General features: G+C 75.0%; 21 protein-coding genes and 1 pseudogene. 8 read left to right on the top strand and 14 right to left on the bottom strand.

What is annotated here, in order from left to right; genetic code table 11:
* Window positions 1–188 precede the first annotated feature (188 nt).
* The 4 genes from AC07GB_RS08840 to AC07GB_RS08825 all read right to left on the bottom strand — a co-directional run bounded on the left by AC07GB_RS08840 (window position 189) and on the right by AC07GB_RS08825 (window position 5,154).
* The gene (locus tag AC07GB_RS08840) at window positions 189–614 is read right to left on the bottom strand and encodes an OsmC family peroxiredoxin (RefSeq protein ID WP_138962621.1); all 426 of its coding nucleotides are present in this window, start codon (window positions 612–614) and stop codon (window positions 189–191) included.
* A 391-nt stretch (window positions 615–1,005) separates the two neighbouring features.
* The gene (locus AC07GB_RS08835; RefSeq protein WP_478843003.1) at window positions 1,006–2,406 is read right to left on the bottom strand and encodes an amino acid permease; all 1,401 of its coding nucleotides are present in this window, start codon (window positions 2,404–2,406) and stop codon (window positions 1,006–1,008) included.
* A gap of 84 nt (window positions 2,407–2,490) precedes the next feature.
* Complete coding sequence (locus AC07GB_RS08830) at window positions 2,491–4,650, bottom strand: phage holin family protein (protein ID WP_478843001.1); 2,160 nt, start codon at window positions 4,648–4,650, stop codon at window positions 2,491–2,493.
* Between the two features lie 75 nt (window positions 4,651–4,725).
* Window positions 4,726–5,154 (bottom strand): recombinase family protein, encoded by a 429-nt coding sequence (locus tag AC07GB_RS08825; RefSeq protein WP_030667826.1) that lies wholly within the window; start codon window positions 5,152–5,154, stop codon window positions 4,726–4,728.
* An 82-nt stretch (window positions 5,155–5,236) separates the two neighbouring features.
* Between AC07GB_RS08825 and AC07GB_RS08820 the strand changes: the two genes are divergently transcribed.
* Together AC07GB_RS08820 and AC07GB_RS08815 are read left to right on the top strand one after the other, a co-directional pair.
* Window positions 5,237–6,022: an MBL fold metallo-hydrolase gene (locus tag AC07GB_RS08820; protein WP_478842999.1), complete on the top strand. Its 786-nt coding sequence runs from the start codon at window positions 5,237–5,239 to the stop codon at window positions 6,020–6,022.
* Window positions 6,022–6,654 (top strand): DedA family protein, encoded by a 633-nt coding sequence (locus tag AC07GB_RS08815; protein ID WP_478842997.1) that lies wholly within the window; start codon window positions 6,022–6,024, stop codon window positions 6,652–6,654. The genes AC07GB_RS08820 and AC07GB_RS08815 overlap by 1 nt, the downstream gene beginning before the upstream one ends.
* Here the strand turns inward: AC07GB_RS08815 and AC07GB_RS08810 are convergent.
* From AC07GB_RS08810 to AC07GB_RS08795, 4 genes are all read right to left on the bottom strand, one after another.
* Window positions 6,651–7,862, bottom strand: a complete 1,212-nt coding sequence (locus AC07GB_RS08810; RefSeq protein WP_478842995.1) for an MBL fold metallo-hydrolase — start codon at window positions 7,860–7,862, stop codon at window positions 6,651–6,653. The genes AC07GB_RS08815 and AC07GB_RS08810 overlap by 4 nt on opposite strands.
* Window positions 7,859–9,106 carry an aminotransferase class I/II-fold pyridoxal phosphate-dependent enzyme gene (locus AC07GB_RS08805; protein WP_478842993.1) on the bottom strand — a complete coding sequence of 416 codons (1,248 nt, stop codon included), beginning with the start codon at window positions 9,104–9,106 and terminating at the stop codon, window positions 7,859–7,861. Before AC07GB_RS08805 ends, AC07GB_RS08810 begins: the two co-directional genes overlap by 4 nt.
* 129 nt (window positions 9,107–9,235) lie before the next feature.
* Window positions 9,236–9,838, bottom strand: coding sequence for a hypothetical protein (locus AC07GB_RS08800; protein ID WP_478842991.1), 603 nt, complete (start codon window positions 9,836–9,838; stop codon window positions 9,236–9,238).
* An 81-nt stretch (window positions 9,839–9,919) separates the two neighbouring features.
* A complete protein-coding gene (locus AC07GB_RS08795) occupies window positions 9,920–10,636 on the bottom strand; it encodes an ANTAR domain-containing response regulator (protein ID WP_478842989.1) in 717 nt (238 codons plus the stop codon).
* Window positions 10,637–10,717: 81 nt separating this feature from the next.
* Between AC07GB_RS08795 and AC07GB_RS08790 the strand changes: the two genes are divergently transcribed.
* Window positions 10,718–11,857: a PAS domain-containing protein gene (locus tag AC07GB_RS08790; RefSeq protein ID WP_478842987.1), complete on the top strand. Its 1,140-nt coding sequence runs from the start codon at window positions 10,718–10,720 to the stop codon at window positions 11,855–11,857.
* On the opposite strand, the gene AC07GB_RS08785 is transcribed toward AC07GB_RS08790, so the two are convergent.
* Window positions 11,838–12,782 carry an RNA polymerase sigma factor SigF gene (locus AC07GB_RS08785; RefSeq protein WP_478843296.1) on the bottom strand — a complete coding sequence of 315 codons (945 nt, stop codon included), beginning with the start codon at window positions 12,780–12,782 and terminating at the stop codon, window positions 11,838–11,840. The genes AC07GB_RS08790 and AC07GB_RS08785 overlap by 20 nt on opposite strands.
* A 398-nt stretch (window positions 12,783–13,180) precedes the next feature.
* Between AC07GB_RS08785 and AC07GB_RS08780 the strand changes: the two genes are divergently transcribed.
* Both AC07GB_RS08780 and AC07GB_RS08775 read left to right on the top strand, forming a co-directional pair.
* Window positions 13,181–14,986: a thiamine pyrophosphate-requiring protein gene (locus AC07GB_RS08780; protein WP_478842985.1), complete on the top strand. Its 1,806-nt coding sequence runs from the start codon at window positions 13,181–13,183 to the stop codon at window positions 14,984–14,986.
* A 181-nt stretch (window positions 14,987–15,167) separates the two neighbouring features.
* Window positions 15,168–16,688 carry an MFS transporter gene (locus tag AC07GB_RS08775; protein ID WP_478842983.1) on the top strand — a complete coding sequence of 507 codons (1,521 nt, stop codon included), beginning with the start codon at window positions 15,168–15,170 and terminating at the stop codon, window positions 16,686–16,688.
* Here AC07GB_RS08775 and AC07GB_RS08770 read toward each other — a convergent pair.
* Window positions 16,617–16,799: pseudogene (locus AC07GB_RS08770) on the bottom strand (hypothetical protein); the annotation flags it as partial. The gene AC07GB_RS08775 and the pseudogene AC07GB_RS08770 sit on opposite strands and share 72 nt — an antisense overlap.
* On the opposite strand from AC07GB_RS08770, the gene AC07GB_RS08765 reads away from it, so the two are divergent.
* Window positions 16,736–17,914: an FAD-dependent monooxygenase gene (locus tag AC07GB_RS08765; RefSeq protein WP_478843294.1), complete on the top strand. Its 1,179-nt coding sequence runs from the start codon at window positions 16,736–16,738 to the stop codon at window positions 17,912–17,914. The pseudogene AC07GB_RS08770 and the gene AC07GB_RS08765 sit on opposite strands and share 64 nt — an antisense overlap.
* A 6-nt stretch (window positions 17,915–17,920) precedes the next feature.
* Here AC07GB_RS08765 and AC07GB_RS08760 read toward each other — a convergent pair whose 3' ends face one another.
* The 4 genes from AC07GB_RS08760 to AC07GB_RS08745 all read right to left on the bottom strand — a co-directional run bounded on the left by AC07GB_RS08760 (window position 17,921) and on the right by AC07GB_RS08745 (window position 22,560).
* Complete coding sequence (locus AC07GB_RS08760; RefSeq protein ID WP_478842981.1) at window positions 17,921–18,610, bottom strand: response regulator transcription factor; 690 nt, start codon at window positions 18,608–18,610, stop codon at window positions 17,921–17,923.
* A complete protein-coding gene (locus AC07GB_RS08755; protein ID WP_478842979.1) occupies window positions 18,607–19,923 on the bottom strand; it encodes a sensor histidine kinase in 1,317 nt (438 codons plus the stop codon). The genes AC07GB_RS08760 and AC07GB_RS08755 overlap by 4 nt, the downstream gene beginning before the upstream one ends.
* A 7-nt stretch (window positions 19,924–19,930) precedes the next feature.
* The gene (locus AC07GB_RS08750) at window positions 19,931–22,171 is read right to left on the bottom strand and encodes an MMPL family transporter (RefSeq protein WP_478842977.1); all 2,241 of its coding nucleotides are present in this window, start codon (window positions 22,169–22,171) and stop codon (window positions 19,931–19,933) included.
* 239 nt (window positions 22,172–22,410) lie between these two features.
* Window positions 22,411–22,560 (bottom strand): hypothetical protein, encoded by a 150-nt coding sequence (locus AC07GB_RS08745; RefSeq protein ID WP_170316535.1) that lies wholly within the window; start codon window positions 22,558–22,560, stop codon window positions 22,411–22,413.
* Window positions 22,561–22,748: 188 nt separating this feature from the next.
* Here AC07GB_RS08745 and AC07GB_RS08740 point away from each other — a divergent pair, with 188 nt between their 5' ends.
* Complete coding sequence (locus tag AC07GB_RS08740; RefSeq protein WP_478842975.1) at window positions 22,749–23,186, top strand: CBS domain-containing protein; 438 nt, start codon at window positions 22,749–22,751, stop codon at window positions 23,184–23,186.
* Between the two features lie 109 nt (window positions 23,187–23,295).
* Window positions 23,296–25,413, top strand: a complete 2,118-nt coding sequence (locus AC07GB_RS08735; protein ID WP_478842973.1) for a catalase — start codon at window positions 23,296–23,298, stop codon at window positions 25,411–25,413.
* Window positions 25,414–25,416: the final 3 nt, after the last annotated feature.

The raw sequence follows: 25,416 nt of genomic DNA, 5'->3' as shown, positions 1-25,416 counted from the left end.
AACCCCTTCCGACGCGGTGATACTCCGTCCTCCAGCACAAAACTTGAGCGGTCCCTTGTCAATGCCGCGTACGGTGCCGGGGCTCGCGCGGGCGCTGCGGGGCGCGGCGGGGCGGGGCGCTGCGGACACGACGAAGCCGCCGCCCCGGCGCGCGGGGTCGGCGGCTTCGCCGTGGTGCCGGCGGCGGGTCAGGCCAGCTTGGCCGACAGCGTGATCGTGGTGCCCGTGAGCGCCTGGCTGACCGGGCAGTTGGCCTTGGCGTTCTCGGCGGCGGCGGTGAAGGCCGCCTCGTCGAGGCCCGGCACCTCGCCCTCGACGGTGAGGTGGATGCCGGTGATGCCCGTGCCCGGCTGGAAGGTCACGTCGGCGGACGTGACGAGCTTGGTGGGCGGGGTGCCGGCACCGGTCAGGCCGTGCGAGAGGGCCATCGAGAAGCAGCTGGAGTGCGCGGCGGCGATCAGCTCCTCCGGGCTGGTCTTGCCGTTCGCCTCCTCGGCGCGGGACGGCCAGGACACGGCCTGCTGCCCGATGCCCGAGGAGTCGAAGGTCACCGTGCCGGAGCCCTCGGTCAGGCTGCCTTCCCAGACCGTGTGTGCGGAGCGCGTGGTAGCCACGATGCCAAATCCCTTCAGTGAAGTTCCGTGGCCTCCATCCGATCACACTCCGGGGGAAATCGCGGCGTACGGGGGCAGTACGCCACCGTAAGAAGGATCACCCGGGCGGGGCCCCGCCGACCGCGCCCCGCCGTCCCACGGGGAACCCTCGTCGCGGACACCCGGCCCGGCGGCGCGGTCGACGGCACGACAAGGGGCGGGACCCCTGACCGCACCACCCCTCCGGAACCGTCAAGCTCCGCCTCACCAAGGGCAGTTACCTGGCGGACTCGCACCGCGCACCTGGGCCCGACGGCCCCTGTACGGGCGTCTCCCGCGAGGGCGACGAGCCGCGCGGAAGCGGTCCCGGCGGGGCACGCGGGGCTCGGCCGGTGGCCGGCGCGGTGGGGAGCTATGCGGAAGCGTGGTCGGCGGTCCGCTGTCTGCGGGCCGCCATCACCGCGTACACGAGGACGCCCGCGAAGAGGAACAGGACGCCCTGGTAGACGGCCGCGTACCCGGCCCCCGCGACCAGCCACAGCGAGAAGCCGAACGCGGCGCAGGCCAGCACGGCGTCGCGCACCAGGCGCCCGCGGCGCACCCGCTCGCGCTGCCCGGAGACCAGGAAGTAGATCTGCGCGGCGGTGGCGAGCAGATAGGGCACGGTGGCCGTGAACGTCGTGACGAGCACGAGGACCTCGAAGACCCCGGAAGGCCCCGCCGTGTAGTTGTACACGGTCAGGAGCGAGGCGAGGACGACGGTCACGAGGACGCCGACGGTGGGCACGCCACGCCGCTTGGTGGCGAACGCGCTCGGGAACAGGCCGTCCTTCGCCGCCGCGTACGGCGTCTGGGCGCTCAGGAGCGTCCAGCCGTTGAGCGCGCCGACCATGGACACGAGCGCGGCGACCGCGACGGCGGTGCCGCCCCAGGAGCCGCCGAACATCACGTTCACGGCGTCGGAGAACGGCGCGGTGGACTCGACGAGCTTGTCGTGCGCGACGGTGCCGAAGACGGCGAGGGTGCCGAGCAGGTAGACGAGGGCGGCGCCGAGCGTGCCGAGGATGGTGGCCCGGCCGACGTTGCGCCGCGGGTCGCGCACCTCGCCCGCGCTGACGGCCGCGGACTCCACGCCCAGGTACGAGAACAGCAGGATCGCGGCGGACGCGGACACCGCGCCGACTGCGCTGCCGTCACCGGCTCGGAACGGCCCCAGGTTCGCCGGGTCGAAGAAGAAGAGCCCGCCGAAGGCGACGAGGAGCAGCGGCAGGAACTTGAGCACGGTGGCGACGAGCTGCACGGCGCCGACGTACCGCGTCCCGGCGAGGTTGGCGAGCGCGGGCAGCAGTTGCAGCACGAGCGCGGCGAGGCAGGCGGTCCACTTGTGGTCGGTCACGGGCATCAGGACGTCGAGGTAGCCGACGGCGGCGACGGCGAGCGCCGCGTTCGACACCCAGGTCGTGATCCAGTACGACCAGGCGGCGAGGAAGCCCGCGAAGTCGCCGAAGGCCTCCCGCGCGTACACGTACGGCCCGCCGGTGCGCGGGTCCCGCTCGGCGAGGCGGCCGAAGACCAGGGCGAGCGCGATGGCTCCGGCGGTCAGGACGGCGAACGCGACGAGGCTGACGGTCCCGAAGGGCGCGACGGAGGCCGGGAGCAGGAAGATGCCGCCGCCGATGATGTTGCCCATGACCAGGCAGGTGGCGATGGGGAGTCCGAAGCGGCGCGCGTGCTTGCCTTCGGTGTGCGGCGCGGCAGCCGCGTCCTGCCGCTGGGCCGGAGCCGACGGTGGTGCGGTTCCGGTGTCGTGCATGGGGTGGTGCGCCTCTCGTCGTGCCGATCGCCCGGGATCACCGGGCGCGGGCCCATGGTCGGGCACCGGCCGCACGGCGCAAAATCACTGCGTTTTGTCCTGTACGACGGGGTCGGGGGCCGGAAATGCTGTCGGTGCCGCAAGGTCCGGAAGGCGATCATCCGCAGGTGTGACGCGGGGCACTTCCGGGCCGTGCGCCTCGCGCAGCCAGCGCCGCAGGACCCGGTGCACGGCCTCCGCGCCGACGAGTTCGGCGCCCTCGGCCACGGGCGGCGACAGCACCAGCGGGGAGAGCAGGAACGGCCGGGACTGGGCGCCGCCGAGCCCGCCGTGCGAGCCGATCTGCTCCTCGAAGGCGAGGACCTCGCCGTCCAGCGGGTCGTAGGCGGAGTTGACCATGATGTCGGCGGTGTGCGGGAAGCCGTCGGTGCGCCGCACGGCGTCGACGGCGCCGGGCCCGAAGTCGACGAGCGGCCCGAGGTCCTCCGGGCCCGGGTCGGCGGGCAGCTCGTCCAGGTACACCTCGGCGCCGCGCGCGCCCAGGACGAGGGGCCCGCGGTCGGCGTCGCGCACCAGCAGGAAGCCGATGCCCGGGTGGTTGGCGAGGGTCGGCAGGAGCGCGGGGTGGCGCCGGTCGATCTCCTTACGCGTCATGCGGTGGGGCACGTCGGGGAAGGAGACGAGCCCCAGGTTCCCCGAGGCGAGCACGACGGGCTCGGCGCGGCGGCGCGGCCGGTGCTCACCCGTGCCCTCCTCGACGGGCCTGCGCAGGGCGGCGCGGACGGCCGCGCGGGCCTCGGCGCCGCTGTGCGTGCGATGGGCCCGGCGCGGCACGGGCAGGCCGCAGCCCGCGCGCACCAGGTCGCCGAGGGTGAGGCCGTAGCGGGCGCGGAAGGTCTCGCCGGGGCTCTGGCCGTGGTCGGAGAGCAGCACGAGGCGGTAGGGCCGGGGCGCGTGCTCGGTGACCTGGGCGAGCAGCGCGAGGGACCGGTCGAGGCGTCTGAGGACCCGCTCGGCGTCGCCGCTCGTGGGCCCGGAGTGGTGCGCCACCTCGTCGTACGCCACGAGGTCGGCGTACACGGCGGCCCGCCCGGCGAGCATGTCCCCGATGACGGCGGCGACCACGACGTCGCGCTCCACGACGGTCGCGAAGGCGCGGATGAAGGGATAGAGGCCGCCCCGGCTCACGCGCGGGCGGCGCCTGCGGATCCGGGCGCGGGTGGACTCGCCGATCTCGCGGCCGACCTCGGCGACGAAGGACAGGGCGGTGCGGACGGCGTTGGCGGGGTCGGAGAAGTACGCGAAGTACCCGGCACGCGAGCGGGTCTGTCTGCCGCGCCGCGCGGCCATGGAGAGGACGAGCGCGAGCTGCTCGGCGCCGCCGCTGAAGAGGTTGCCGCGGCTGGCCCCGTCGTGGGTGAGCAGTCCGCCGTCGCCGGTGCGGGCGATCGCGCGCCGCTGCAGCTCCACGGCGGACGCGGGGCGGTTGGACACCATCACCTCGCCGGTGTCCTTCTCGTACCAGCGGAAGGCGGGCACGTCGTGGTTGCTGCCGTGCAGGATGCCGAGCTGGCTCGCGCCGGTCTGGCTCGACCAGTCGGTGCGCCACGGCGTGAGCCGGTGCGTGGCGCGCGCGCCGGGCCGGTCGTCGGCGCCGAGCCAGCGGGCGACGGTGGGCATCACGCCCTTGCGGGCCGCGCGGCACAGGACGTCGTGGCCGACGCCGTCGAGCTGGAGGAAGACCGTGCCCGGGGTGCTCGGGCCGTGCGGCCCCTCGGTACGGCGGCGTCTTCGGTCCGCGAGGCGGTACAGGCGGCGCCGGTAGGCGTCGTCGTCGCGGACGGCGAGCGCGCCGCCCGTCGCGGACGCCACCGCCGACATCACGGCCGCGACGACGACGGCGGTCTCGGCGTTCGCGTCCCCGCGCCCGTCGGGGATGAGCCGCAGCGCGAGCAGCAGCAGCGACCCGTTGAGGAAGAAGGTGAGCAGGCCGAGGACCAGGGCGGGCACGAGCAGCAGGGCCCGCACGAGCAGCGGCCACACCAGGGCGGAGAGGAGGCCGAAGGCGCCCGCGCCGAGGGCCGCGGTCACGGCGATGCGGGTGGCGCTGTCGCCGTCGTCGGACTGGAGCTTGAAGTCGGGCAGGATGCCGGCGAGGACCAGCATCGTGAGCGTGCTCACCGCCCACACGGCGATCACCCGCCCGAGGCCGCGCCCCACCGTCCGCCACCGACCACCACGCACCGCGTTCCGCCCGCCTCACGATCTGACCTTCGCCTCAGCCTGTCACAGCGCGGGGGCCGGGGCAGGCGGGCGGGGTCAGCAGCCGTCGTAGCCGGCCGTCGGCATGGAGAGGCGGCGGTGGACGCGGGCCTTCATGTGCGAGTCGTAGCAGGGCTCTTCGAAGCCCGCGGTCTCGATGCGGACGCCGCGCCGCGCGCACTCCGCGGTGAACTCGTCGGCGGACCGCAGGGCCCGCTCCAGGACGCGGCGGCACGGGACCACGAACAGGTCGACGAGGCCCGCGTCGACGTCGTTCCAGAAGACGGCGTGGTCGGCGCGCAGGCCGCGCACGACCAGCTCGCGCGTGACCACGTAGCCGTGGGCGGCGGCCCAGCGCGCGCACATGGCGTGCTGGCTGCGCGAGTCGACGAGGAACGGATCGCTGTCCAGCTCCTCCAGAGGCGTCAGGCTGGCGATGGCGGCGACCCGCACCGCACGGGCCGGCCCCCCGCAGGTGTTTCCCATGGCGTCCCCCTGACCTCTGGCGTCAGCCGACGACACTACTCCTGGCCGTAGGCTCGGAGACAGTCACACGAAGGAGGAACGGGTGCGGCCGGACGTCACGGTCACTTGGTGGGGCCATGCCACCTGCACGGTCGAGGATTCCGGGACACGGGTCCTGACCGATCCCCTCTTCGCGCGCCGGCTCGCGCACCTGCGCCGCCGCCGTGGCGCGCTCCCACCCCCCGAGGCCGCCGTCGCCGACGTCGTCCTGCTCTCCCATCTGCACGCCGACCACCTGCACGTGCCGTCCCTCGCCCGGCTCGCGCCCGGCACCCGGGCCCTGATACCGCGCGGCGCCTCGCGTTCCGTGCCGGGCCTGCGCCGCCTGTCGCACCTGCGGTTCACCGAGGTCGCGCCGGGTGACGAGGTGCCCGTCGGGGACGGCGGCGTGGTCGTGCGGGTGGTGCCCGCCCTGCACGACGGGCGCCGCCTTCCGGTGGGCCCGCGCCGCTCCCCCGCGCTCGGGTACGTCGTCCAGGGCGCGGCCCGTACGTACTTCGCCGGGGACACCGGCCTGTTCGACGCGATGGCCGACGAGGTCGGCCCCGTCGACGTGGCCCTGCTCCCGGTCGGCGGCTGGGGCCCTTACCTCGGCCACGGCCATCTCGATCCGGTCCGCGCCGCCGAGGCCCTGGCCCGGATCGCGCCGCGCAGCGCGGTGCCGGTGCACTACGGCACGTACTGGCCGATCGGCATGGACGCGGTGCGCCCGCACGAGTTCCACACGCCGGGCGACGAGTTCGTGCGGCAGGCCGCGCGCCGGGCGCCGGACGTGGCGGTGCACCGCCTCGCGCACGGCGAGAGCGTCCGCCCCGAGGCCGCCCTGTGATGCTGGCCGCGGCGGCCCAGGTGTCGCCGGACTCCACGCAGCAGGCGGTCGGCTACCCGTCGCTGTTCCTGCTGGTGGTGGTCGGCGCGCTGGTGCCGGTGGTGCCGACGGGGGCGCTGGTCAGCTCGGCGGCGGTGGTCGCCTTCCACCGGACCGACACGGCGCCCTTCGGGCTGCTCATCGTGTTCGGGGTGGCCTCGCTCGCGGCGTTCGCCGGGGACGTCGGCCTGTACTGGCTCGGGCAGCGCGGCATGCGCTCCAGGAACGGGTCGCGCTGGCTGGCGGCGATCCGCGACCGCGCGCCCGAGGAGCGGCTCGCCCGCGCCCAGGACAAGCTCCGCGACCACGGCGTCCTGGTCCTCGTCCTGTCCCGCCTCGTGCCCGCGGGCCGGCTGCCCGTCATGCTGGCCTGTCTCCTCGCCCGGATGCCGCTGCGCCGCTTCGCCCGCGGCAACCTCCCCGCGTGTCTCGCCTGGGCGCTCACCTACCAGCTCATCGGCATCCTCGGCGGCTCCCTCTTCAAGGAGCCCTGGCAGGGCGTCGCCCTGGCCGTGGGCCTCACCGTCGTCATCAGCGCGGCACCGGCGGCCTGGCGCCGGCTGCGCCCGCAGGAGGCCTCGGACAGGCCCTAGCCGGGCCCCAGCACCCGCGACCCGCCCACCGGCAGGTCCCAGAGGTCACCCGGGTCCAGCCCGGCCGCCGCCCAGGCGGCCCTGGCCCGCTCCAGGGGTTCGAGCACCGGCTCGGCCGACAGCAGGAACGTGCCCCAGTGCATGGGGGCCATCCGCCGCGCCCCGACGTCGCGCGCGGCCCGCACCGCCTCCTCCGGGTCGCAGTGCACGTCCCGCAGCCACCACCGCGGCTCGTACGCGCCGATGGGCAGCAGGGCGAGGTCGATCCCCGGGTAGCGCTCCCCGATGCGCGCGAACCAGTGCCCGTAGCCGGTGTCCCCGGCGAAGTACACCCGCTGCCCCGCGCCGTCGGTGAGGACCCACCCGCCCCACAGGCTCCGGCACGTGTCCCGGAGCCCCCGCTTGGACCAGTGGTGCGCGGGCACGAAGCCGAGGCGGACGCCATCGAGTTCGGCGCTCTCCCACCAGTCGAGTTCGGTGACGCGCGTGAAGCGCCGCCGGGCGAACCACCGCCCGAGCCCGGCGGGCACGAACAGCGGGGTGTCGCGCGGCAGCCGCTTGAGGGTGGGCGCGTCGAGGTGGTCGTAGTGGTTGTGGCTGATGACGACGGCGTCGACGCGCGGCAGCGCGTTCCAGGCCACGCCGACGGGGGTGACCCGGGCGGGGGTGCCGAGGATCCGCCGGGACCATACGGGGTCGGTGAGCACGGTGAGGCCGCCGATCCGCACGACCCAGCTGGCGTGGCCCGCCCAGGTCACGGCGACCGTACGGGCGTCGACGCGCGGCAGCGGGCCGGGGGCGAAGGGCAGCCGGGGGATGTCGGCGAGGCCCGCGGGCCCCGGCCGCAGGGCGCCTTCGCGGGCGAACCGCGCGAAGGCGCGCAGGCCGGGCAGCGGCGCGGTGAGCCGGTCCGCGAACGACGTGGGCCACCGGCGCGGCGAGCCGGGCCCGCGTGCCGGGGCGGCGGGGCAGAGGGCGGTCGCGGGGCCGCGCCCGGGTGGGGCGGCGGGGCCGGTCCGCCCGCGCGCGGCGCCGGCCGCCTCTGGATCCGCCGCGTCGGCCGTCTCGGCCGTGTCCGCCGCGTCCGCCGTGTCCTCTGTGTCCTCCGTTTCCGCTGTCGCCGCTGTCGCCGCTGTTGCCGCTGTCTCCGTGGCGTCCCCCCGTCGTGCCCGCTCCGTGCCCTGGGGCTGCTGTTGTGTCTGCGTCACCGAGGAGGCTCCCATCGCTGTGCTTCCAGGCGGAGGTCGTCGAAGACCGACCCGATCCGGGCGAGGACCCGCTCCGCGTGCGGCGATTCCTGTGGCTCCGGGGCGCTGAGCGCGGCGGACCGCCCCTCGGGGCCGGGCCCGACGAGCGGTCCTGTGGACAGGCGCACGCGCAGCGCGTCGATGTCGTCGCCGAAGCGGTGGCCGCCGGGGGCGGGCAGGCCGAGCCGCTCCTGGAGGTGGTCCTCCAGCTCCTGCGCGTCCGTGACGCCGCGCGCGGCGAGCCCGGCGCGCAGCGGGCCGAGGTCGGCGTACACGTGCCGGCCCGCCGCCGGTGGCCGGGCGAGTGCGCCCGCGCCGACGACGGTCTCGCGCAGGACGGCGGCGAGGCGCGCGTGCAGCCGGTTCGCGGCGGCCAGGCGCGCGGTGACCTCGGCCGGCTCGCCGAGCGCGTACGTCGCCGCGGCGGCGACCGGCGCCGCCAGGGTCGCGCCCAGGGCCGTGAGCACGTCGAGGGCACGGGCGCGCAGCGCGGCGCCCGGGCCGTCCGCGGGGAAGCGGGCGACGGCGGCGGGCAGGGCGGGCGGCAGGAAGGCACCGGCGAGGTCGCTGACGACGGTGACCCGGCCGGGGGCCATCTCGGCGGGGCCGACCAGGACGGTGTCGTGCGGGCGGTGCAGGGTGTCGCGCCACGTCTCGTCGCTCACGAGGTGCAGGCCCTCGCCCGCCGCGGCCTCCACGGCCTCGTGCACGGCCTCGGGCGGCGGCACGGTCGCGGTCGGGTCGTCGGCGACGGACAGCACGAGCAGACGCGGCGCGCCGCCCTCGTCGCGGACGCGGCGGACGGTCTCCAGGAGGGCGTACGCGTCGGGGACGCCGCCGCACTCGGCGGGCGTCGGCACGTGGTAGACGGAACGGCCCAGGAGCCGCACCTGGGGCTCCCACCAGGCGGCGCACGGCCGGGGCAGCAGGACGTCGCCGCCGAGGGCCGCGGCGACGGCGAGCAGCAGGGGCGCCGCGCCGGGCGCGGCGGCGACGTGCCCCGGCTCGGCCGGAAGGCCCCGGCGGTGCCAGTAGCCGCTCGCCGCCGCGCGCAGCGCCGGGTCGCCGCCGGGCGGCGCCGCGTGGCTGTGGCCGGCCGCGGCCGCGACCACGGCGGCCAGCTCCGGCAGGACCGGCAGGCCCGGCTCCGGCAGGGGCGGGCCCCACCGGACGTGGCCGCGCCCCGCGTGGTCCGTCCGCCGCATGGGCACCTCCGTGCGCTCCTCCGGCCACCCGTGTGACCGTTCGCGTGCTGTCGGGTCTGTGCGTACCCACGGCGGCGCCGCTCCATCGTCGGGCGGGCGGTGGTCCGTCAGGTTTACTCCGTGCGGCGGTCAGCGCGTGGCGGCGCGGTCGCGGCGCAGCCGGTGGACGGCGGCGGCGCACGCGCCCGCCACCAGGACGCCGCCGGCGGCGAGGGCCGCGGGTGAGTCGGTGAACGTGCCGCCCTGGCCCGCGCGCACGCCGTGCGTCGCGGCGGGCGCGGGCGCCGTGTGCGACGGGCCCGGCGCGGTGTGCGCGGCCCCTGTCACGGTGAACGTCGCCTGCCACTGGCCGTCGCCGGGGCAGACGCCGTCCACGGACGACTCCGGCGCGGGCCCCGCGGCGTCCGGGCGGTCCTCTTCGAAGCCGCTGCTGGGGGCGATGCGGGCGGTGCCCTGGTAGCCGACGGCGTCGGGGTTCCGCTTCTGGTGGTCCGGTACGCGCTGGAGGGTGACGGTGCCCTGCTCGAAGGCCTGGGAGTCGGCGGCGATCGTCTGCGGGGGCGCGGTGCCGGTGGCCGGGCAGGCGACCGAGACGGTGACCTGCTCGCCGGGGGCGGCGCGCGCCGGGGTGACCTCGGCGGCCGCGCCGCCCTCCGCGTGGGCGGGCGGCGCGACGGCGAGGGCGTACAGGGCCAGGGGGAGGGCGAGGGTCAGGGGGGCGGAAGTGCGCATGCACACATTCGAGCCGCCCGCCGCGCTTCGCGCTCGTCCTCCCGCGCCGGACGGGCTAAAGCGCGACGCGCGCGGGTGCCCTCAGTCGGTCCGGGTCTCCCGCGCCAGGCTGGCCAGCTCCCGTTCCAGACCGCGGCCGCGCGTGTCCACGAGGGCGGCCGAGACCTCGGAGAGCTTGCGGTTCGTGGTCTGCGAGATGCGCCGCAGCAGGCCGAAGGCCTGGTCCGCGTCGCAGCTGAGGACATGCATGATGATGCCGCGCGCCTGGTCGACGACGGGCCGGGTGCGCAGTGCCTCGCCCAGGTGGTCCAGCTCGGTGAGGGCCGCGCGGTAGTGGCGGTCACGGACCAGGCTGGTCGTCGCGAGGTCGCCGAGCGCCTGCGCGGGGCCGCAGGGCACGTCGTCCAGGCTGCCGGGGCGGAAGCTGAACAGGCTGAGGGTGAGGGTGAGGCCGGAGCGCCGGAACGGCAGCGTCACGCTCGCGCGGACGCCGGAGTCCAGGGCGAGGGCACGGTATTCGGGCCAGCGCTCGTCGCGCAGCAGGTCGGCCGCGTCCACCGGCGCGCCGCGCTCCTGCGCGGCCGGGATGGGCCCCTCGCCGGAGCGGAGCTGGACGGAGACGAGCCCGGCGAGGTCGGGGTGGGTGACGGCGGTGGGCAGCTCGTCGCCGCCGTCGGTGACGGTGGTGCCCGCGCCGCAGCACGCGGCGGTGCACCGCACGGCCTGCTCGGCGAGTTCGGACAGCCTGCGCTGCGGCAGCGCGGATTCCGGTCCTTCCGGTCCGATCGGCATCGGCATGGCGCTCTCCTCCTTGCTTCCCACCTGTGCGGCTTCCCTCGGAAGCCTCCGGAAAACGGGCACAGCGGCTACGTTCGACACATGACCCAGACTGGGGAGTTCGGTGAGGAACTCGCGGACTTCGTGCGCCGCGTCGCGGAGTTGAAGGCGTCGCGCGCGGTGCCGTCGGGAGACCTCGGCACGATGCTCGACGCGGCCCTGTTCGAACTGGACCACGCGGCCGAGCGGTTGTGGCCCGGGGTCGAGCGGCTCGCGGTGGACGGCCCCGCGGCGGCCGTCTCGTCGGACCGTGAGGAGCAGCGGCTGCTGCGCGCGGTCTTCCAGCGGCTCCCGCTACCGGTGGTACTCGTCGACGGCGAGACCGTGGTGCGGCGCATGAACGTCGCGGCGACGAGCCTGACGGGCGTGCGCGGCGGATACGCGACCGGCAGGCCGCTGTCCGGGTTCCTCACGCCGTCCGACGGGATCGCGATCCGCTCGCAGGCCGCGGCGGTCGCCCGCGGCGAGGGCGACCGGAGCCTGACGGTGCGCCTCCAGCAGCGCCCCGAGCAGCCGCTGCGGGCGACGCTGACCGCGCTGCGGCCCGGCACGGAGCCCCGTACGGTCGTGCTCGTCGTCCTCCAGCCCGTGGGCACGGACGACACCCGCGTCGACGGGCACGGCGTCTTCGGCTCCCGTCTGGGCCGCGTCCCCGACCTGGCCGAGGCGACCCGCCACGCCGAGCTGCTCGAACTGTCGGACGTGATGACGACGGCGCTGCTCGCGTCCCCGCCGGGCGAACCGGCCGAGGCGCTGCGGCGCGCCGCGGGGGTGCTGCACGGCACGTTCGCGGACTGGGTGATCGCCGACGAGGGCTCCCCGGGGCCGCGCCGCGTCACGGTCCTCGGGCCCCCGGGCGCGCCGGTGGCGGACGTCCTCGCGCAGGACCCCGCCGACTGCCCGCTGGTCATGGAGACGGTGCGCTGCGGGGCGCCCGCCTTCCAGGTGCGGCCGCACCCCGAGGACGGCTTCGGCCAGGACGCGTCGGGCGTGCCGGTGCTCGTGCGGGCCCAGGTGACGTCCTTGTTGTGCGTCCCGCTGACGGCGGGCACCGAGGGCCCGCCCGAGGGAGTGCTCAGCCTGTTCAGGACCGGCGCGCGCCTCGCCTTCTCGATGGCGGAGGCGCGCGCCGTGGATGTGATGTCCCGTCACATCGGTCTCGCTATGCGGCGTCCTGGGTGATCTCACCGGACGCGGCGGGCACCGGGCGTGGTGCGTGCCGCGCCATGTCGCGGGTGATCTCGTCCCGCAGCCGCCCGCAGCAGCGGCTGATGAGCCGGGACACGTGCATCTGGGAGATCCCCAGGTGCTCGGCGATGCGGCTCTGCGTCATGTCGCCGAAGAACCGCATGTAGAGGATGGCCCGTTCGCGCTCGGGCAGGGCCGCGAGCCGCGGCTTGACGGCCTCGCGGTCCACGACGACGTCGAGCGCGGGGTCGGGGCCGCCGAGCGTGTCGCGCAGCGCGTAGCCGTCGTCGCTGCCGGGCAGTTCGGCGTCCAGGGACAGCGCGGTGAAGCTGTCGAGGGCCTCAAGTCCTGCGGCCGCGTCCTCCTCGCTCATCCCGGCCCGCTCGGCGATCTCCGCGATGGTGGGGGCCCGCCCGGACACGGTCTGGGAGAGGTCCTGGCAGGCGAACCGCACGCGGTTGCGCAGGTCCTGGACGCGCCGGGGCACGTGCAGGGTCCACATGTGGTCGCGGAAGTGGCGCTTGATCTCGCCGGTGACGGTGGGCACGGCGTAGCTCTCGAAGGCGTTGCCGCGCTCCGGGTCGTAGCGGTCGACGGCCTTCACCAGGCCGAGGGCCGCGACTTGGCGCAGGTCCTCCAGGGACTCGCCGCGGTTGCGGAAGCGGCCCGCGAGCCGTTCGGCCATCGGCAGCCAGGCCCGCACGATCTCCTCGCGCAGGGCGTCCCGCTCGGGCCCGTGCGGGAGTTCGCACAGCCTGCCGAAGGCCGCGGCGGTGTCGGGGGCGTCGTCGTGCGGGTGCCGGGAGGAACGCGAGCGCCTGGTGCGGGGGCTCGGGGCGGGCGGGGCGGCCTCGGCGCGTACCGGGGACCGGTCGCGGGCGGCGGGTTCGTGCCGCGCGGGGGACGTCCTGGGGGACAGGCGCGCGGGCGCCGCGACGCGCTGCGCGCGCTGGGTGTGCTGGGTGGGTCGGCCGTGGTGCGGGCGCTCGCGGCGCTTCGTACCCGACGAGGTCTGCTCGTCGACCGCCGCGGCTTCCTCGGGACGTGCTGCGTCCGTTGGCATAGTGCGTCACAACTCCCTTGCCGGTGCTTTGGTTCGCACGGTCACCGTGGGAGTGCGGGCACGTGCCGCGTCAGGGCACACCCGGGGCGAGTGAGGCCTCTCCCACGGACGTGCCTCCGTTCCGAAGCACTGCTCTTCCGCCTGCCCCTCGCTTCGCGCACCAAACTCCACGTCGGGGGACCAAGGTTTTCGCCCGGCACCGCAGGAAACCCGGCCGGGACGGATTCAGCGCCCGGTACCGGAAGGACACCGTCATGAGCACGAAGGTCGCCGACCACATTCTGGAGAGGCTGCGGGCCTGGGACGTCGACTGCGTCTTCGGCTACCCCGGCGACGGCATCAACGGCCTCCTCGCGGCCTGGGGCCGCGCCGAGGACCGGCCGCGCTTCATCCAGTCACGGCACGAGGAGATGGCGGCGTTCGAGGCGGTCGGCTACGCCAAGTTCGGCCGGCGGCTCGGCGTGTGCGCGGCGACCTCGGGGCCGGGCGCCATCCACCTCCTCAACGGCCTGTACGACGCGAAGCTGGACCACGTGCCGGTGCTCGCCCTGGTCGGCCAGACGCACCGCTCCGCGATGGGCGGCTCGTACCAGCAGGAGGTCGACCTGCACACGCTGTTCAAGGACGTGGCCTCCGACTTCGTGGAGACCGTGACGGTCCCCGAGCAGCTGCCGAACGTCCTCGACCGCGCGATCCGCACCGCGTACGCGCGCCGCTGCCCCACCGCCGTGATCATCCCCGGTGACGTCCAGGAGCTGGACTACAGCCCGCCCACGCACGCCTTCAAGATGGTGCCCTCCAGCCTGGACCGCAGCGCCTGGACGGCGCTGCCCTCGCCGACCGCCCTGGAGCGGGCCGCGGACGTGCTGAACTCAGGCAGCAGGACGGCGGTCCTGATCGGCCAGGGCGCGGCGGGGGCCCGCGCCGAGGTCGAGGAGCTGGCGGAGCTGCTCGGCGCAGGCGTCGCCAAGGCCCTGCTCGGCAAGGACGCGCTGAGCGACGAGCTGCCGTACGTCACGGGCGCGATCGGACTGCTCGGCACCCGCCCCTCGTACGAGCTGATGCGCGACTGCGACACGCTCCTGACGATCGGCTCCAGCTTCCCGTACTCGCAGTTCCTGCCGGAGTACGGGAAGGTCCGGGCCGTGCAGATCGACATCGACCCGCACATGGTCGGCATGCGCTACCCGTACGAGGTGAACCTGGTCGGCGACGCGCGCGCCACACTGCGGCAGCTGATCCCGATGATCTCCGAGGAGCGCGCGGCGGCCGGGCGCGACTGGCACGCCCAGGTGCGGGCGAACGTGGAGCGGTGGCGCGGCGTCCTCGAGCACCGCGCGGGCCTCGCCGCGGACCCCCTCAACCCGGAGCACGTGGCGCGGGCCCTGGATCCGCTGCTTCCCGCGGACGCCGTCGTCACCTCCGACTCGGGCTCCACGGCCAACTGGTACGCGCGCCATCTGACGCTGCGCGGCGACATGCGGGCCTCGCTGTCCGGCACGCTCGCGACGATGGGCTGCGGGGTGCCGTACGCGATCGGCGCGAAGTTCGCGCACCCGAACCGGCCGGTCGTCGCGCTCGTCGGCGACGGCGCGATGCAGATGAACGGCATGGCCGAGCTGATCACGGCGGCCAAGTACCGGCACCGCTGGGACGATCCGCGCCTCGTCGTCGGGGTGTGGAACAACCGGGACCTCAACCAGGTGACGTGGGAGCTGCGGGCCATGGGCGGCGCCCCGTCGTTCGAGCCTTCGCAGTCCCTGCCCGACGTGCCGTACGCGGACTTCGCGCGCTCGATCGGGCTGACGGGGGTGCGGGTGGAGAAGCCCGAGGACGTGGCCGCGGGGTGGCGCGCGGGCCTCGACGCGGAGGGCCCCGCCGTCGTGGAGTTCCTGACCGACCCGGCGGTGCCGCCGATCCCGCCGCACGCCACCTGGGAGCAGCTGGAGTCCACGGCGAAGGCGCTCCTCAAGGGCGACGCCGACCGGGGCTCGGTGGTGAAGCAGGGGCTGAAGGCGAAGGTGCAGGAGTTCCTGCCGGGCGGCGGCAAGCGCGACTAGCCCGGTCGGCGCCGCCGCCGTAGTGCGCGGGCACCAGGGTGCCCGGGCGGCTGGTCCGCGCGCACCAGGGCGGAACGGCGGCGGGAGACGATGCCCCGCCGGACACCGGAAGGAAGGCTGGGGAACCGCGTGGATCCCACGTGGTTCCCCTGGCCCGAGCGGTGTCTGGAGTGAGTGACAGGTGGCGGCGTTCCTCGACGACGAGACCGCGGGCACGGCTCCACCACGCGGGCGGACCGCCCGTGCCGGGAAGGTCGGCGCCCTCGGCGCCCTCGGAGTGCTGGCGCTCGCCCTGGGCGCCCTCCAGTCGGTCCTGGACCCCGCGCTCCCGCTGCTCCAGCGGGAGTTGGGGGTGAGCCCCGGTGAAGGGGCCCTGGTCGCCAACGCCTTGCTCGTCACGGGTGCGGTCGTCGCGCCCCTCGCGGGCAAGCTCGGCGACCGCCACGGCGGCAAGCGGGTGCTGGTCCGGCTGATGGCCGTGGTCTCGGCCGGTGGCCTGCTGGCCAGTCTGGCGCCGAACCTGCCGGTGCTGCTCCTCGGTCAGGTCCTCCAGGGCGTCATGGTGGGCGCGCTGCCCCTCTCCTTCATCCTGGTGCGCGCCCACCTTCCGGCCGGGGCGGCACAGGTCGCGATCGGCCTGGTCATGGCGCTGTTCACGGGCGGCGGCATGGTGGGGACGCTGTTCGCGGGGCCGATCGCCGAAGGCCTGTCCTGGAAGTGGATGTTCGCCCTGCCGACGATCGTGATCGCCGCGGCGACGGTGGTCGTGGCCCGGGTGATGCCGCACGATCAGCCGGCCCGGGCGGACGGCGGGGTCGACTGGCCCGGCGTGGTCCTGCTGAGCGGCGCGTTGCTCACGTTCATGACCGGGCTCGTGAAGGTGACGAGCGGCGACCTGCCGCCGCTCGCGGTCGGCGGCCTCGCCCTTGCCGTGGCCGCACTCGCCGCCGGATGGGTCGCGGTGGAGCGCGGGGCCGCCGCGCCGATGGTCGATCTGCGCATGCTGGCACGGCCCGCGATGTGGACCGCGTGCGTGTTCACCCTCATCATCACCACCAGTTCCGGGATGGTGCTCTTCCTGCTCCCGCAGCTGTTCGCGGTGCCGGCCGACGGGTACGGCTTCGGCGCCGACACCACCGACATCGGGCTGTTCCTGCTGCCCGGGGCCGTCGCGGGGGCGGTCGGCGACTGGGCCGGCGGGAGCGCGACGCGGCGCTTCCGGCCGCGTGCGGTGGCCGTCGCGGGCACCCTCGTCATGGCGGCCGCGACGCTCGCCCTGGCGTCCTCGCCCACCGCGGCCTGGCAGCTCGTCGTCGCGAAGGCGCTGACCGCGGGCGCCGCGGGCGCCGCCACCACGGCGTTGCTCGCCGGCGCCGCCACCGCCGTCGGCCCCGAGGACACCGGCATCGCCACCGGCCTGCTCGTGGTGACCCGTGTGATCGGGATCGCCCTGGGCGTCCAGGCCGGCGGCGCGATCCTCGACGCGGGGACCGACCCGGCGACGGGCCTGCCCGCGGAGTCGGCCTTCGTCACGGGTTTCGCGGTCGCCGGGCTCGTCGCCGCGCTGTCCCTGCTCGTCGCCCGTTTCACGAAGGTTCGCTCCACGAAGGCCCGTTTCACGAAGCGCCGTTCCACGAAGACCCGTTCCACGAAAGTCCGTTTCACGAAAGTCCGTTTCACGAAGAAGGGAACCCGGACATGACGCCCCCAGGCCTGACGGCGGACACGCGTACGACCGCGAAGCGCAGCGTGCTGATCTCCGGGGCCGGTATCGCCGGGCCCGCCCTCGCGTACTGGCTGCACCGGTCCGGATACGCGGTCACCGTGGTGGAGAAGGCGGACGCCCCGCGCGACGGCGGCTACCCGGTCGACATCCGCGGCAGCGCGGTCGAGGTGGTCCGGCGGATGGGGATACTGCCGCGGCTCCAGGACGCGCACGTCGACTCGCGCCGCTTCACCTTCCTCGACGCCGAGGGCGGCGAAGTGGCCTCGCTCGGCCCGCACGCCGTCGCCGGCGGTGTCGCGGGGCGGGACCTGGAGGTGCGGCGCGGCGACCTGGTCGCGATCCTCCACGCGGCGGTCCGCGACGACGTGGAATTCCTGTTCGGCGAGTTCGTGGACACCCTCGACCAGAGCGGGCACGGCGTCGACGTGACGTTCCGCGGCGGGCGTCAGCGCACGTTCGACCTGGTGGTCGGCGCCGACGGCACGCATGCGGCGACCCGGGAAATGCTCTTCGGCCCCGAGGAACAGTTCCACCGCTATCTCGGCTACGCCTTCGCCGTCTTCACCCTGCCGAACGCCTTGGGGCTCTCCCACGAGCTGGTGATGTGGAACACCCCGGGGCGGGCCGCGGCCCTCTACGCCGTCGGGTCCTGCGACGAGCTGCACGCCTTCCTGGTCTTCCACCGGCCGGAGCCGCCGCGCGACGTCCTGCGGGGCCCCGGCGCCCGACGGGAGCTGTTCGCCGCGGTGTTCGCGGACGCGGGGTGGGAGGTCCCCGGCCTGGTCAAGGCGCTGCGCGCCACGGCCGACCCGTTCTTCGACACGGCCGGTCAGATCCGCATGCCCCACTGGTCGAGAGGGCGCGTCGCGCTCGTCGGCGACGCCGCGTACGCGCCCTCGTTCCTCACCGGTCAGGGGTCGAGCCTCGCCCTGGCCGGCGCCTACGTGCTCGCCGACTCCCTGGCCGCGTACGAGGACCACACCGTGGCCTTCGCCGCCTACGAACGCGTCCTGCGCCCCTTCGTCACCGCGAACCAGGCACTGGTCGGCAACGGCGCCGCCACGCTCCTGCCCACCACGGCGCGGGCCCTGGAGGAACGCGACGCCCGGCTGCGGGGCCTGGCCACCCTGCCCTCCGCACCCCCGCGCCCCGCGCACTCGGCCCTGAAGCTGCCCGAACCCCGACCCGGTGACGTGCTCTAAGCCGCACTACGCCGGGCCGTCACCGCTCTCGGGGGCGGCCCGCGCCAGACCCGTCCGGTAGGCGATGACGACGAGTTGGGCCCGGTCGCGCGCCTCCAGCTTCGTCATGGCGCGCTGCACATGGGCGCGGACGGTGAAGGGACTGAGGAACATCCGCTCGGCGATCTCCTGGTTGGACAGGCCGGTCGCGACCAGGGCCACCATCTCGCGTTCGCGCGGGGTGAGCACGGCGAGCCGCTCGGAGTGCCGCGGCGGCACGTCGTCCGGCGTGGCCAGGAAGCGGGCCACCAGGGAGCGGGTCGCGGCCGGTGACAGGAGCGTGTCACCCGCGGCGATCGTCCGCACGGCGTCGAGCAGGTCCTCGGCCCCGATGCCCTTGCCGATGAAGCCACCGGCCCCCGCGCGCAGCGCCTGGGCGACGTATTCGTCGGTCTCGTACGTGGTGAGGATCAGGACGCGGCTGGCCCGCAGTTCCGGGTCCGCGCAGATCCGCGTCGTGGCGGTGAGGCCGTCCACCTCGGGCATGCGGATGTCCATGATCACCACGTCCGGGCGCAGCTCCCGGGTGAGGCGCACCGCCTCCCCGCCGTCGCCGGCCTCGCCGACCACGGTGATGTCGTCGGCGGAGTCCAGGAGAAGGCGGAAGGCCTGGCGCAGCAGGGCCTGGTCGTCGGCGAGCAGCACACGGAGCGTCACGGCGCGTCCCCGGCCTCTCCGTGGCCCGTGCGTCCGTCGCCCGGCGCCGCGTCGGCCGTCCGCGGGCCCTTCGCGGGCGGGAGGGGCAGCTCGGTGGAGACGCGGAAGCCGCCCTCCGGGCGCCGGCCCGCGACGAGGTGGCCGCCGACCGCGGTGGCGCGTTCCCGCATCCCGATCAGGCCGTATCCGGGCGGACGGTCCGCCGCCGCGGCCGCGCCCGGTCCTGTCGTGGCCGCACTCGGCGTCGTAGCAGCGCTCGGTTTCGTACGGCCTCCTCCTCCGTCGTCGGTGACGGTGAGGGTCACCCGGTCGCGGTTCCAGGCGAGGCGCACGTGGGCGCTGCCGGTTCCGGCGTGCTTGGTCACGTTGGTCAGGGCCTCCTGGACGATGCGGTACGCGGTGAGGTCCACTCCCGGCGGCAGCGGCCTGGCCGTGCCCTCCTGACGCACCGTCACCTCCAGGCCCGCGCGGCGGAAGGACTCCAGGAGCGTGGGGAGCCGGGCGAGCCCGGGCGCCGGTTCGGCGGGCGTGGCCGCGTCCCCGGACTGGCGCAGCAGGCCGACCGTGGCCCGCAGGTCGTCGAGCGCGTCACCGGTGGTCTCGACCAGCTCCCTGAGGCTCTCGCGGGTCTGCTCCGGGCGGGTGTCGAAGAGGTGGGCGGCGACCGTGGCCTGCGCGTTGGCCAGGGTGATCTGATGGGCCACGAGGTCGTGCAACTCCCGGGCGATGCGCACCCGTTCCTCGGCCACCCTGCGGCGCGCCTCGCTGTCCCGGCTCTGCTCGGCGCGCAGGGCCCGCTCCTCCACGGCCGCCAGGTAGGCCCGCCGGTTCTGGGCCGAGTTCCCGAGGACACCGGCCACCAGCGGGAACGCCGACACCGCTCCCACCCTGCTCGCGTCCTTCCACGAGAGTTCCCCGAACAGGGGGGCGGAGGCGACGAGCAGGGCCGCGGAGATGAGCAACACCGCGCTCGCCGCGCGCCGTTCGCTGCGCGCGGTGAGCGAGTAGGAGTAGGCGGTGATCACGGCGGGCGCCACCACGAGCGGGCTGAGGAGGAGCCCCAGGGGCAGCACGAGCACGCCGCTCGCGGTGGTGACCGCCATGGCGGTCCGGGGCCACCGGTGCCGCGCCGGCAGCACGGCGCAGGACACCACGGCGACGAGGTAGGCGGCGGCGGACGGCGGTGACAGCGTGCTGCTGTCGTCCTCCAGCACACCGCCGAGCAGGCAGAGCGCGAACGCCGTCGCCGTGATCGCTGTCTCCCGCGCCCACGTGCGGCGTGGTCGCGCGAGGGTGCCCCCCGTGTGCGTCATGGCCGGCTCAGTACCGGTGCCGGCCGACGGGGAGCCGCGGCACCGCGGCGTCGGGCACGGGCGCGGCGGCCGGGACGTGCCCGCTCAGCTTCTCGCCCTCGATGTCCACGTTCGGCAGCACACGGTTCAGGATAGGGGGCAGCCACCAGGCCCGGTGGCCGAGCAGGGCCAGGGCCGCGGGCACGATCGCCATGCGCACCACGAAGGCGTCGAAGAGGACGGCGGAGGCCAGGCCGACGCCCATCGTCTTGACGGTCGGGCTGTTCATCCCGACGAACCCGGCGAACACGCTGGTCATGATGATCGCCGCCGCGGCCACCACCCGTCCGCTGTGCCGGAATCCGGTGACGATCGCCTCGCCGGGGGACGCGCCGTGGACGTGGGCCTCCCGCATCCGGGTGAGGAGGAAGACCTCGTAGTCCATGGCGAGACCGAAGACGATGCCGATGACGAGGATCGGCATCAGCGACATGACCGGTCCGGTCTGTTCGGTGCCGAGCACGTCCGCGGCCCAGCCCCACTGGAAGACGGCGACGAGGACGCCGAAGGCGGCGCCCACCGACAGCAGGAAGCCGAGCGCGGCCTTGACCGGGATCAGGACCGAGCGGAAGACCACCGTCAGCAGGAGCACCGCGAGGCCGATGACCACGGTCAGATACGGGAGCAGGGCGTCGGACATGGCTTCGGAGATGTCGATGTTCAGCGCGGTCCTGCCGGTGACCAGGATCCCGGCGCCCGTGTCGGCCTCGACGCCGGAGACCGCGTCCCGGATCGCGTGCACCAGGTCCTTGGTCCCGCCGCTGTGGGGCGCGGTGCGCGGGACGGCGGTGAAGACGGCCGTGTCCTCGGCCCGGCTGAGCACCGGCTCGCCGACCGACGCGACCCCGTCCAGGGCCCGTACGGTCCTGACGGCGAGGTCCGTGGTGGCCCGGGGGTCCGCGTCCGGGGCCGCGGCGGTGTCCACGACCACGGTCAGGGGGCCGTTGAAGCCGGGGCCGAAACCTTCCGACAGCAGGTCGTAGGCGCGGCGCTGGGTGGTGTGGACCGACTTGGACTCGTCGCCGGGCAGCCCGAGTTCGAGGCTCAGCGCCGGGAGGGCGGCGGTGGCGAGGCCGAGCCCCGCGACCAGCAGCACGGCCACCGGGCGGCGCAGGACGAACCGCGCCCAGCGGGCGGCGAGCCCGGCCCGGGCGGGCGCCGCTTCCGCGCCCTGGGACGGGCGCCGCTTCCGCGCGGCGCGGGACAGCACCCGGCGCCCGAAGAAGCCGAACAGGGCGGGGACCAGCGTCAAGGCGACGAGGACGGCGAGGGCCACGGCGCCCGCGCCGCCCAGGCCCATCCTGGTGAGTTCGGGGATGCCGACGACCCCGAGTCCTGCCAGGGCGATGAAGACGGTCGCCCCGGCGAAGACGACGGCGGATCCGGCCGTGCCCACCGCGCGCCCCGCGGCCTCCTCGGGCTCGCTGCCGCGGGCGCGCTCGTCGCGGAAGCGGGAGGTGATGAAGAGCGCGTAGTCGATGCCGACGGCGAGGCCCAGCATCAGCGCCAGGATGGCGACGGTGGACGTCAGGCCCAGCGGTACCGCGAGGGCGGAGATCAGGCCGAAGGCGATGGCCACGCCCACGAAGGCGGTGAGGAGCGAAAGCCCTGCCGCGACCAGCGATCCGAGGGTGAGGACGAGGACCACGGCCGCCACCACCACGCCGACGATCTCCGTCGTACCGCCGGGTGACTCCTCCGACTCCAGGGCGGAGCCGCCGATCTCCACGGTGAGGCCCGCGTCCCTGGCCTGTCCCGCGGCGCCCTCCAGGGCGCTCTTCGTCGGCCCGGTCAGGTCGGCGGCGCCTTCGGTGTAGGTGATCGTGGAGTATGCGGTGGTGCCGTCCTTGCTGACGGCGCCGGTCTTGTAGGGGTCGGTGGCCGAGGCGACCTGGGCGCCGCCGTCCAGCGGGGCGAGCGCGTCCTGGACGGCCGCCCTGTTCTCGTCGGCCGTCACCTGCTGCCCGTCGGGGGCGCGGAACACCAGCCGGGCCTCGGCGCCCTGGGAGTCGCCCCGCGGGAAGCGCTCGTCCAGCAGGTCGAAGGCCTTCTGCGACTCGGTGCCGGGCATGGAGAGGTCCTCTTCCTCCCCGGAGGGCGCCACGGCGGCGGCGACCACGGCGAGGAGCAGGGCGCCCAGCCACACCCCGCCCACGAGCCGGCGCCGCCGGAAGGCCCACCGTCCGATCCGGTAAAGAAACGTGGCCACCTGTCGATCACTCCAGACACCGCTAGGCAAGGGGGAACGCGCGGGCTGCGCGCGCCTCCTACCGTTGCCTTCCGGTGCCCTCGCGGGCATCGTCTCCCGCCGCCGTCCTCGCCTGGTGCGTACGGACCAGGCACGCGCGGGGCCTGGTGCCCGCGCACCACATCAGCGGGGGGCGGCCGGGTCGGCGGTCACCCGGGCGGCGTCCGGTGTGGGGCCCTGGCACCGCCCGGCCGCGTCCGTCACAGGGCGCGGTGCGCGCCGTCGCCCACGAACGGCTCGAAGGGTTCCTCGGACCGCTCCGCGGGTGGCAGCAACAGCTCCTCGTACCGGCCGAGCGCGAGCACCACGCCCAGCAGCAGCACCGGGATGAACACGGCGAGAACCGCCATGACCGCTCCTCCCCTCTGTGTGAAGACTCCGATGTGAGGGGGGTCGCGCCCCGGGTCTCCCCCGCCGACCCGCGCAAACCCCGTCCGCGCGCCGGATCGCGCCCCCGGCTCCGGCGAGGCATGGAGGGGCACCACAGGGGTACTGCGGGCGGGGTCGCATCGCCGACGGACGAAGGAGGTCTCTGGACATGGCGGAGTACGTGAGGGAGGTCATGACACCAGGAGTCGTCGCGGTCAGGCCCGACGCCTCGCTGGTCGAGGCCGCGCAGCTGATGCGGGCCCAGGACATCGGCGACGTCGTCGTGGCGCACGGCGACCAGGTGGTCGGGGTGCTCACCGACCGGGACATCACGCTGCGGGCCGTGGCCGACGGCGCCGACCCGCTGACGGTCAGCGCGCAGTCCGTGTGCACCCCCAACCCGGTGGTGGTGAGCCCCGACGACGAAGTGGCGGCGGCGGTCGGCCTGATGCGCGACCACGCGGTGCGCAGGCTGCCGGTCGTGGAGGACGGCCGCCCGGTGGGCATGGTGAGCCTCGGCGACCTGGCGATCGAGCAGGACCCGGCGTCCACGCTCGCCGACATCAGCCGCGCCGCGCCGGACGGCGGCCCGGGCCTCGCCCTGTGAGGCGAGCCGCGGCTGCGCGCCGCCGCGGGGCGCGCAGCGAGTACACAGCACAGGGGAAAGGAACGTCGACCATGCGCACGCGTGGCCCCGGCCCCGAGGAGGCACCGACATGACATCGAACCCGCCGCCGGAGGACCCGAAGCAGCGGCAGCGCGACCACTACCGGGCCGCCGACCCGGCGGGCGGCCCGCTCACCACCGACCAGGGCGTGGAGGTCGACCACACCGACGACGCGCTGAGCGCGGGGGCGCGCGGGCCGACGCTCCTGGAGGACTTCCACTTCCGCGAGAAGCTCACCCGCTTCGACCACGAGCGGATACCGGAGCGGGTGGTGCACGCCCGGGGCGCGGGCGCGTACGGCTACTTCGAACCGTACGAGTCCTGCGCCGAGTTCACGCGGGCGGCCTTCCTCCAGGACCCCTCGGTGCGGACGCCGGTCTTCGTGAGGTTCTCGACCGTGCAGGGGCCGCGCGGCTCGGCCGACACGGTCCGGGACGTACGCGGCTTCGCGACCAAGTTCTACACATCGGAGGGCAATTACGACCTGGTCGGGAACAACTTCCCGGTGTTCTTCATCCAGGACGGGATCAAGTTCCCCGACTTCGTGCACGCGGTGAAGCCGGAGCCGCACAACGACATCCCCACGGGCGCCTCCGCGCACGACACGCTGTGGGACTTCGTGTCGCTCCAGCCCGAGACGCTGCACGCGATCATGTGGCTGATGTCGGACCGGGCGATCCCGCGCAGCTACCGCATGATGCAGGGCTTCGGCGTGCACACCTTCCGGTTCGTCACCGCCGACGGGCGCGGCACGTTCGTGAAGTTCCACTGGAAACCGAAGCTCGGCACGCGCTCGCTGGTGTGGGACGAGGCGCAGGAGTGCCAGGGCCGCGACCCGGACTTCAACCGCCGTGACCTGTGGGACGCGATCGAGGCGGGCGAGTTCCCCGAGTACGAGCTGGGGGTGCAGCTCGTGCCGGAGGAGGACGAGTTCGCCTTCGACTTCGACCTGCTCGACGCCACGAAGATCATCCCCGAGGAGCAGGTGCCGGTGCGGCCGATCGGCCGGATGGTCCTCGACCGCAACCCGGAGAATTTCTTCGCCGAGACCGAGCAGGTCGCCTTCCACACGGCGAACGTGGTGCCGGGCATCGACTTCACCAACGACCCGCTGCTCCAGGCCCGCAACTTCTCGTACCTGGACACGCAGCTGATCCGCCTGGGCGGGCCCAACTTCGCCCAGCTGCCGGTCAACCGGCCGGTGGCGCCGGTGCGCACCAACCAGCGCGACGGCTATCACCAGAGCGCCCTGCACAGCGGCACCAACTACGCGCCGAACTCGCTCGGCGCGGGCTGTCCCGCGGTCGCCGGGGCCGACGCGCACGCCTACCGGCACCACGCGGAGCGGGTCGACGGGGTGAAGATCAGGGAGCGCAGCCCGAGCTTCCGGGACCACTACAGCCAGGCCGCGCTGTTCTGGCACAGCATGGCGGACTGGGAGCGGCAGCACATCGTCGAGGCCTTCCGGTTCGAGCTGGGCAAGGTCCAGGCGCGCACCGTGCGGGCCCGTACGGTCGCGGAGCTGGCCCACGTCGACCAGGACCTCGCGGCGCGGGTGGCGGCGGGCATCGGCGTGCCCGCGCCGGACGGCACCGGCGGGCAGCCCGCCAAGGCGGGCACCTCACCCGCGCTCAGCCTGGACAACCAGCGCGGCGACGGCTCGATCCGCACCCGGCAGATAGCGGTCCTGGTGTGCGACGGCGTGGACGCGGAACAGGTGACGTCGGTGCGGCGGGCGCTGGCCGCCGAGGGCGCGGTCGTCGAGGCGCTCGCGCCGCGCGACGGCACGGTCACCGGCGCGGACGGCGAGCGATACGCGGTGGACCGGGCGCTGCCCACGGTGGCGTCGGTCCTGTACGACGCGGTGCTCGTGCCGGGCGGACCGACGGGCACCCCCGCGGTGGCGGACGACCCGGACGCGGTGCGGTTCGTGCGCGACGCCTACCGGCACGGCAAGCCGGTGGGTGCCCTCGGCTCGGGCGTCGGCGTGCTCGCCGCACTCGACGCGGCCGGCCTTCGGCTCTCCGCCCAGGCGGGGCGCCCGGTCGCCGACCGGGGCGTGGTCACGGACACCTCACCGGGCGTGGCCGGGGAGGAGTTCCTGCGGGAGTTCGTCGGCGCGATCGCGACACACCGCCACTGGGACCGGCCGCCGGCCCGGCGCTGAGCA

Source organism: Streptomyces sp. NPDC045778, assembly GCF_056431945.1.
Note: the sequence above shows the minus strand (reverse complement) of the source record. Positions and strands in the feature narration are given on the sequence as shown.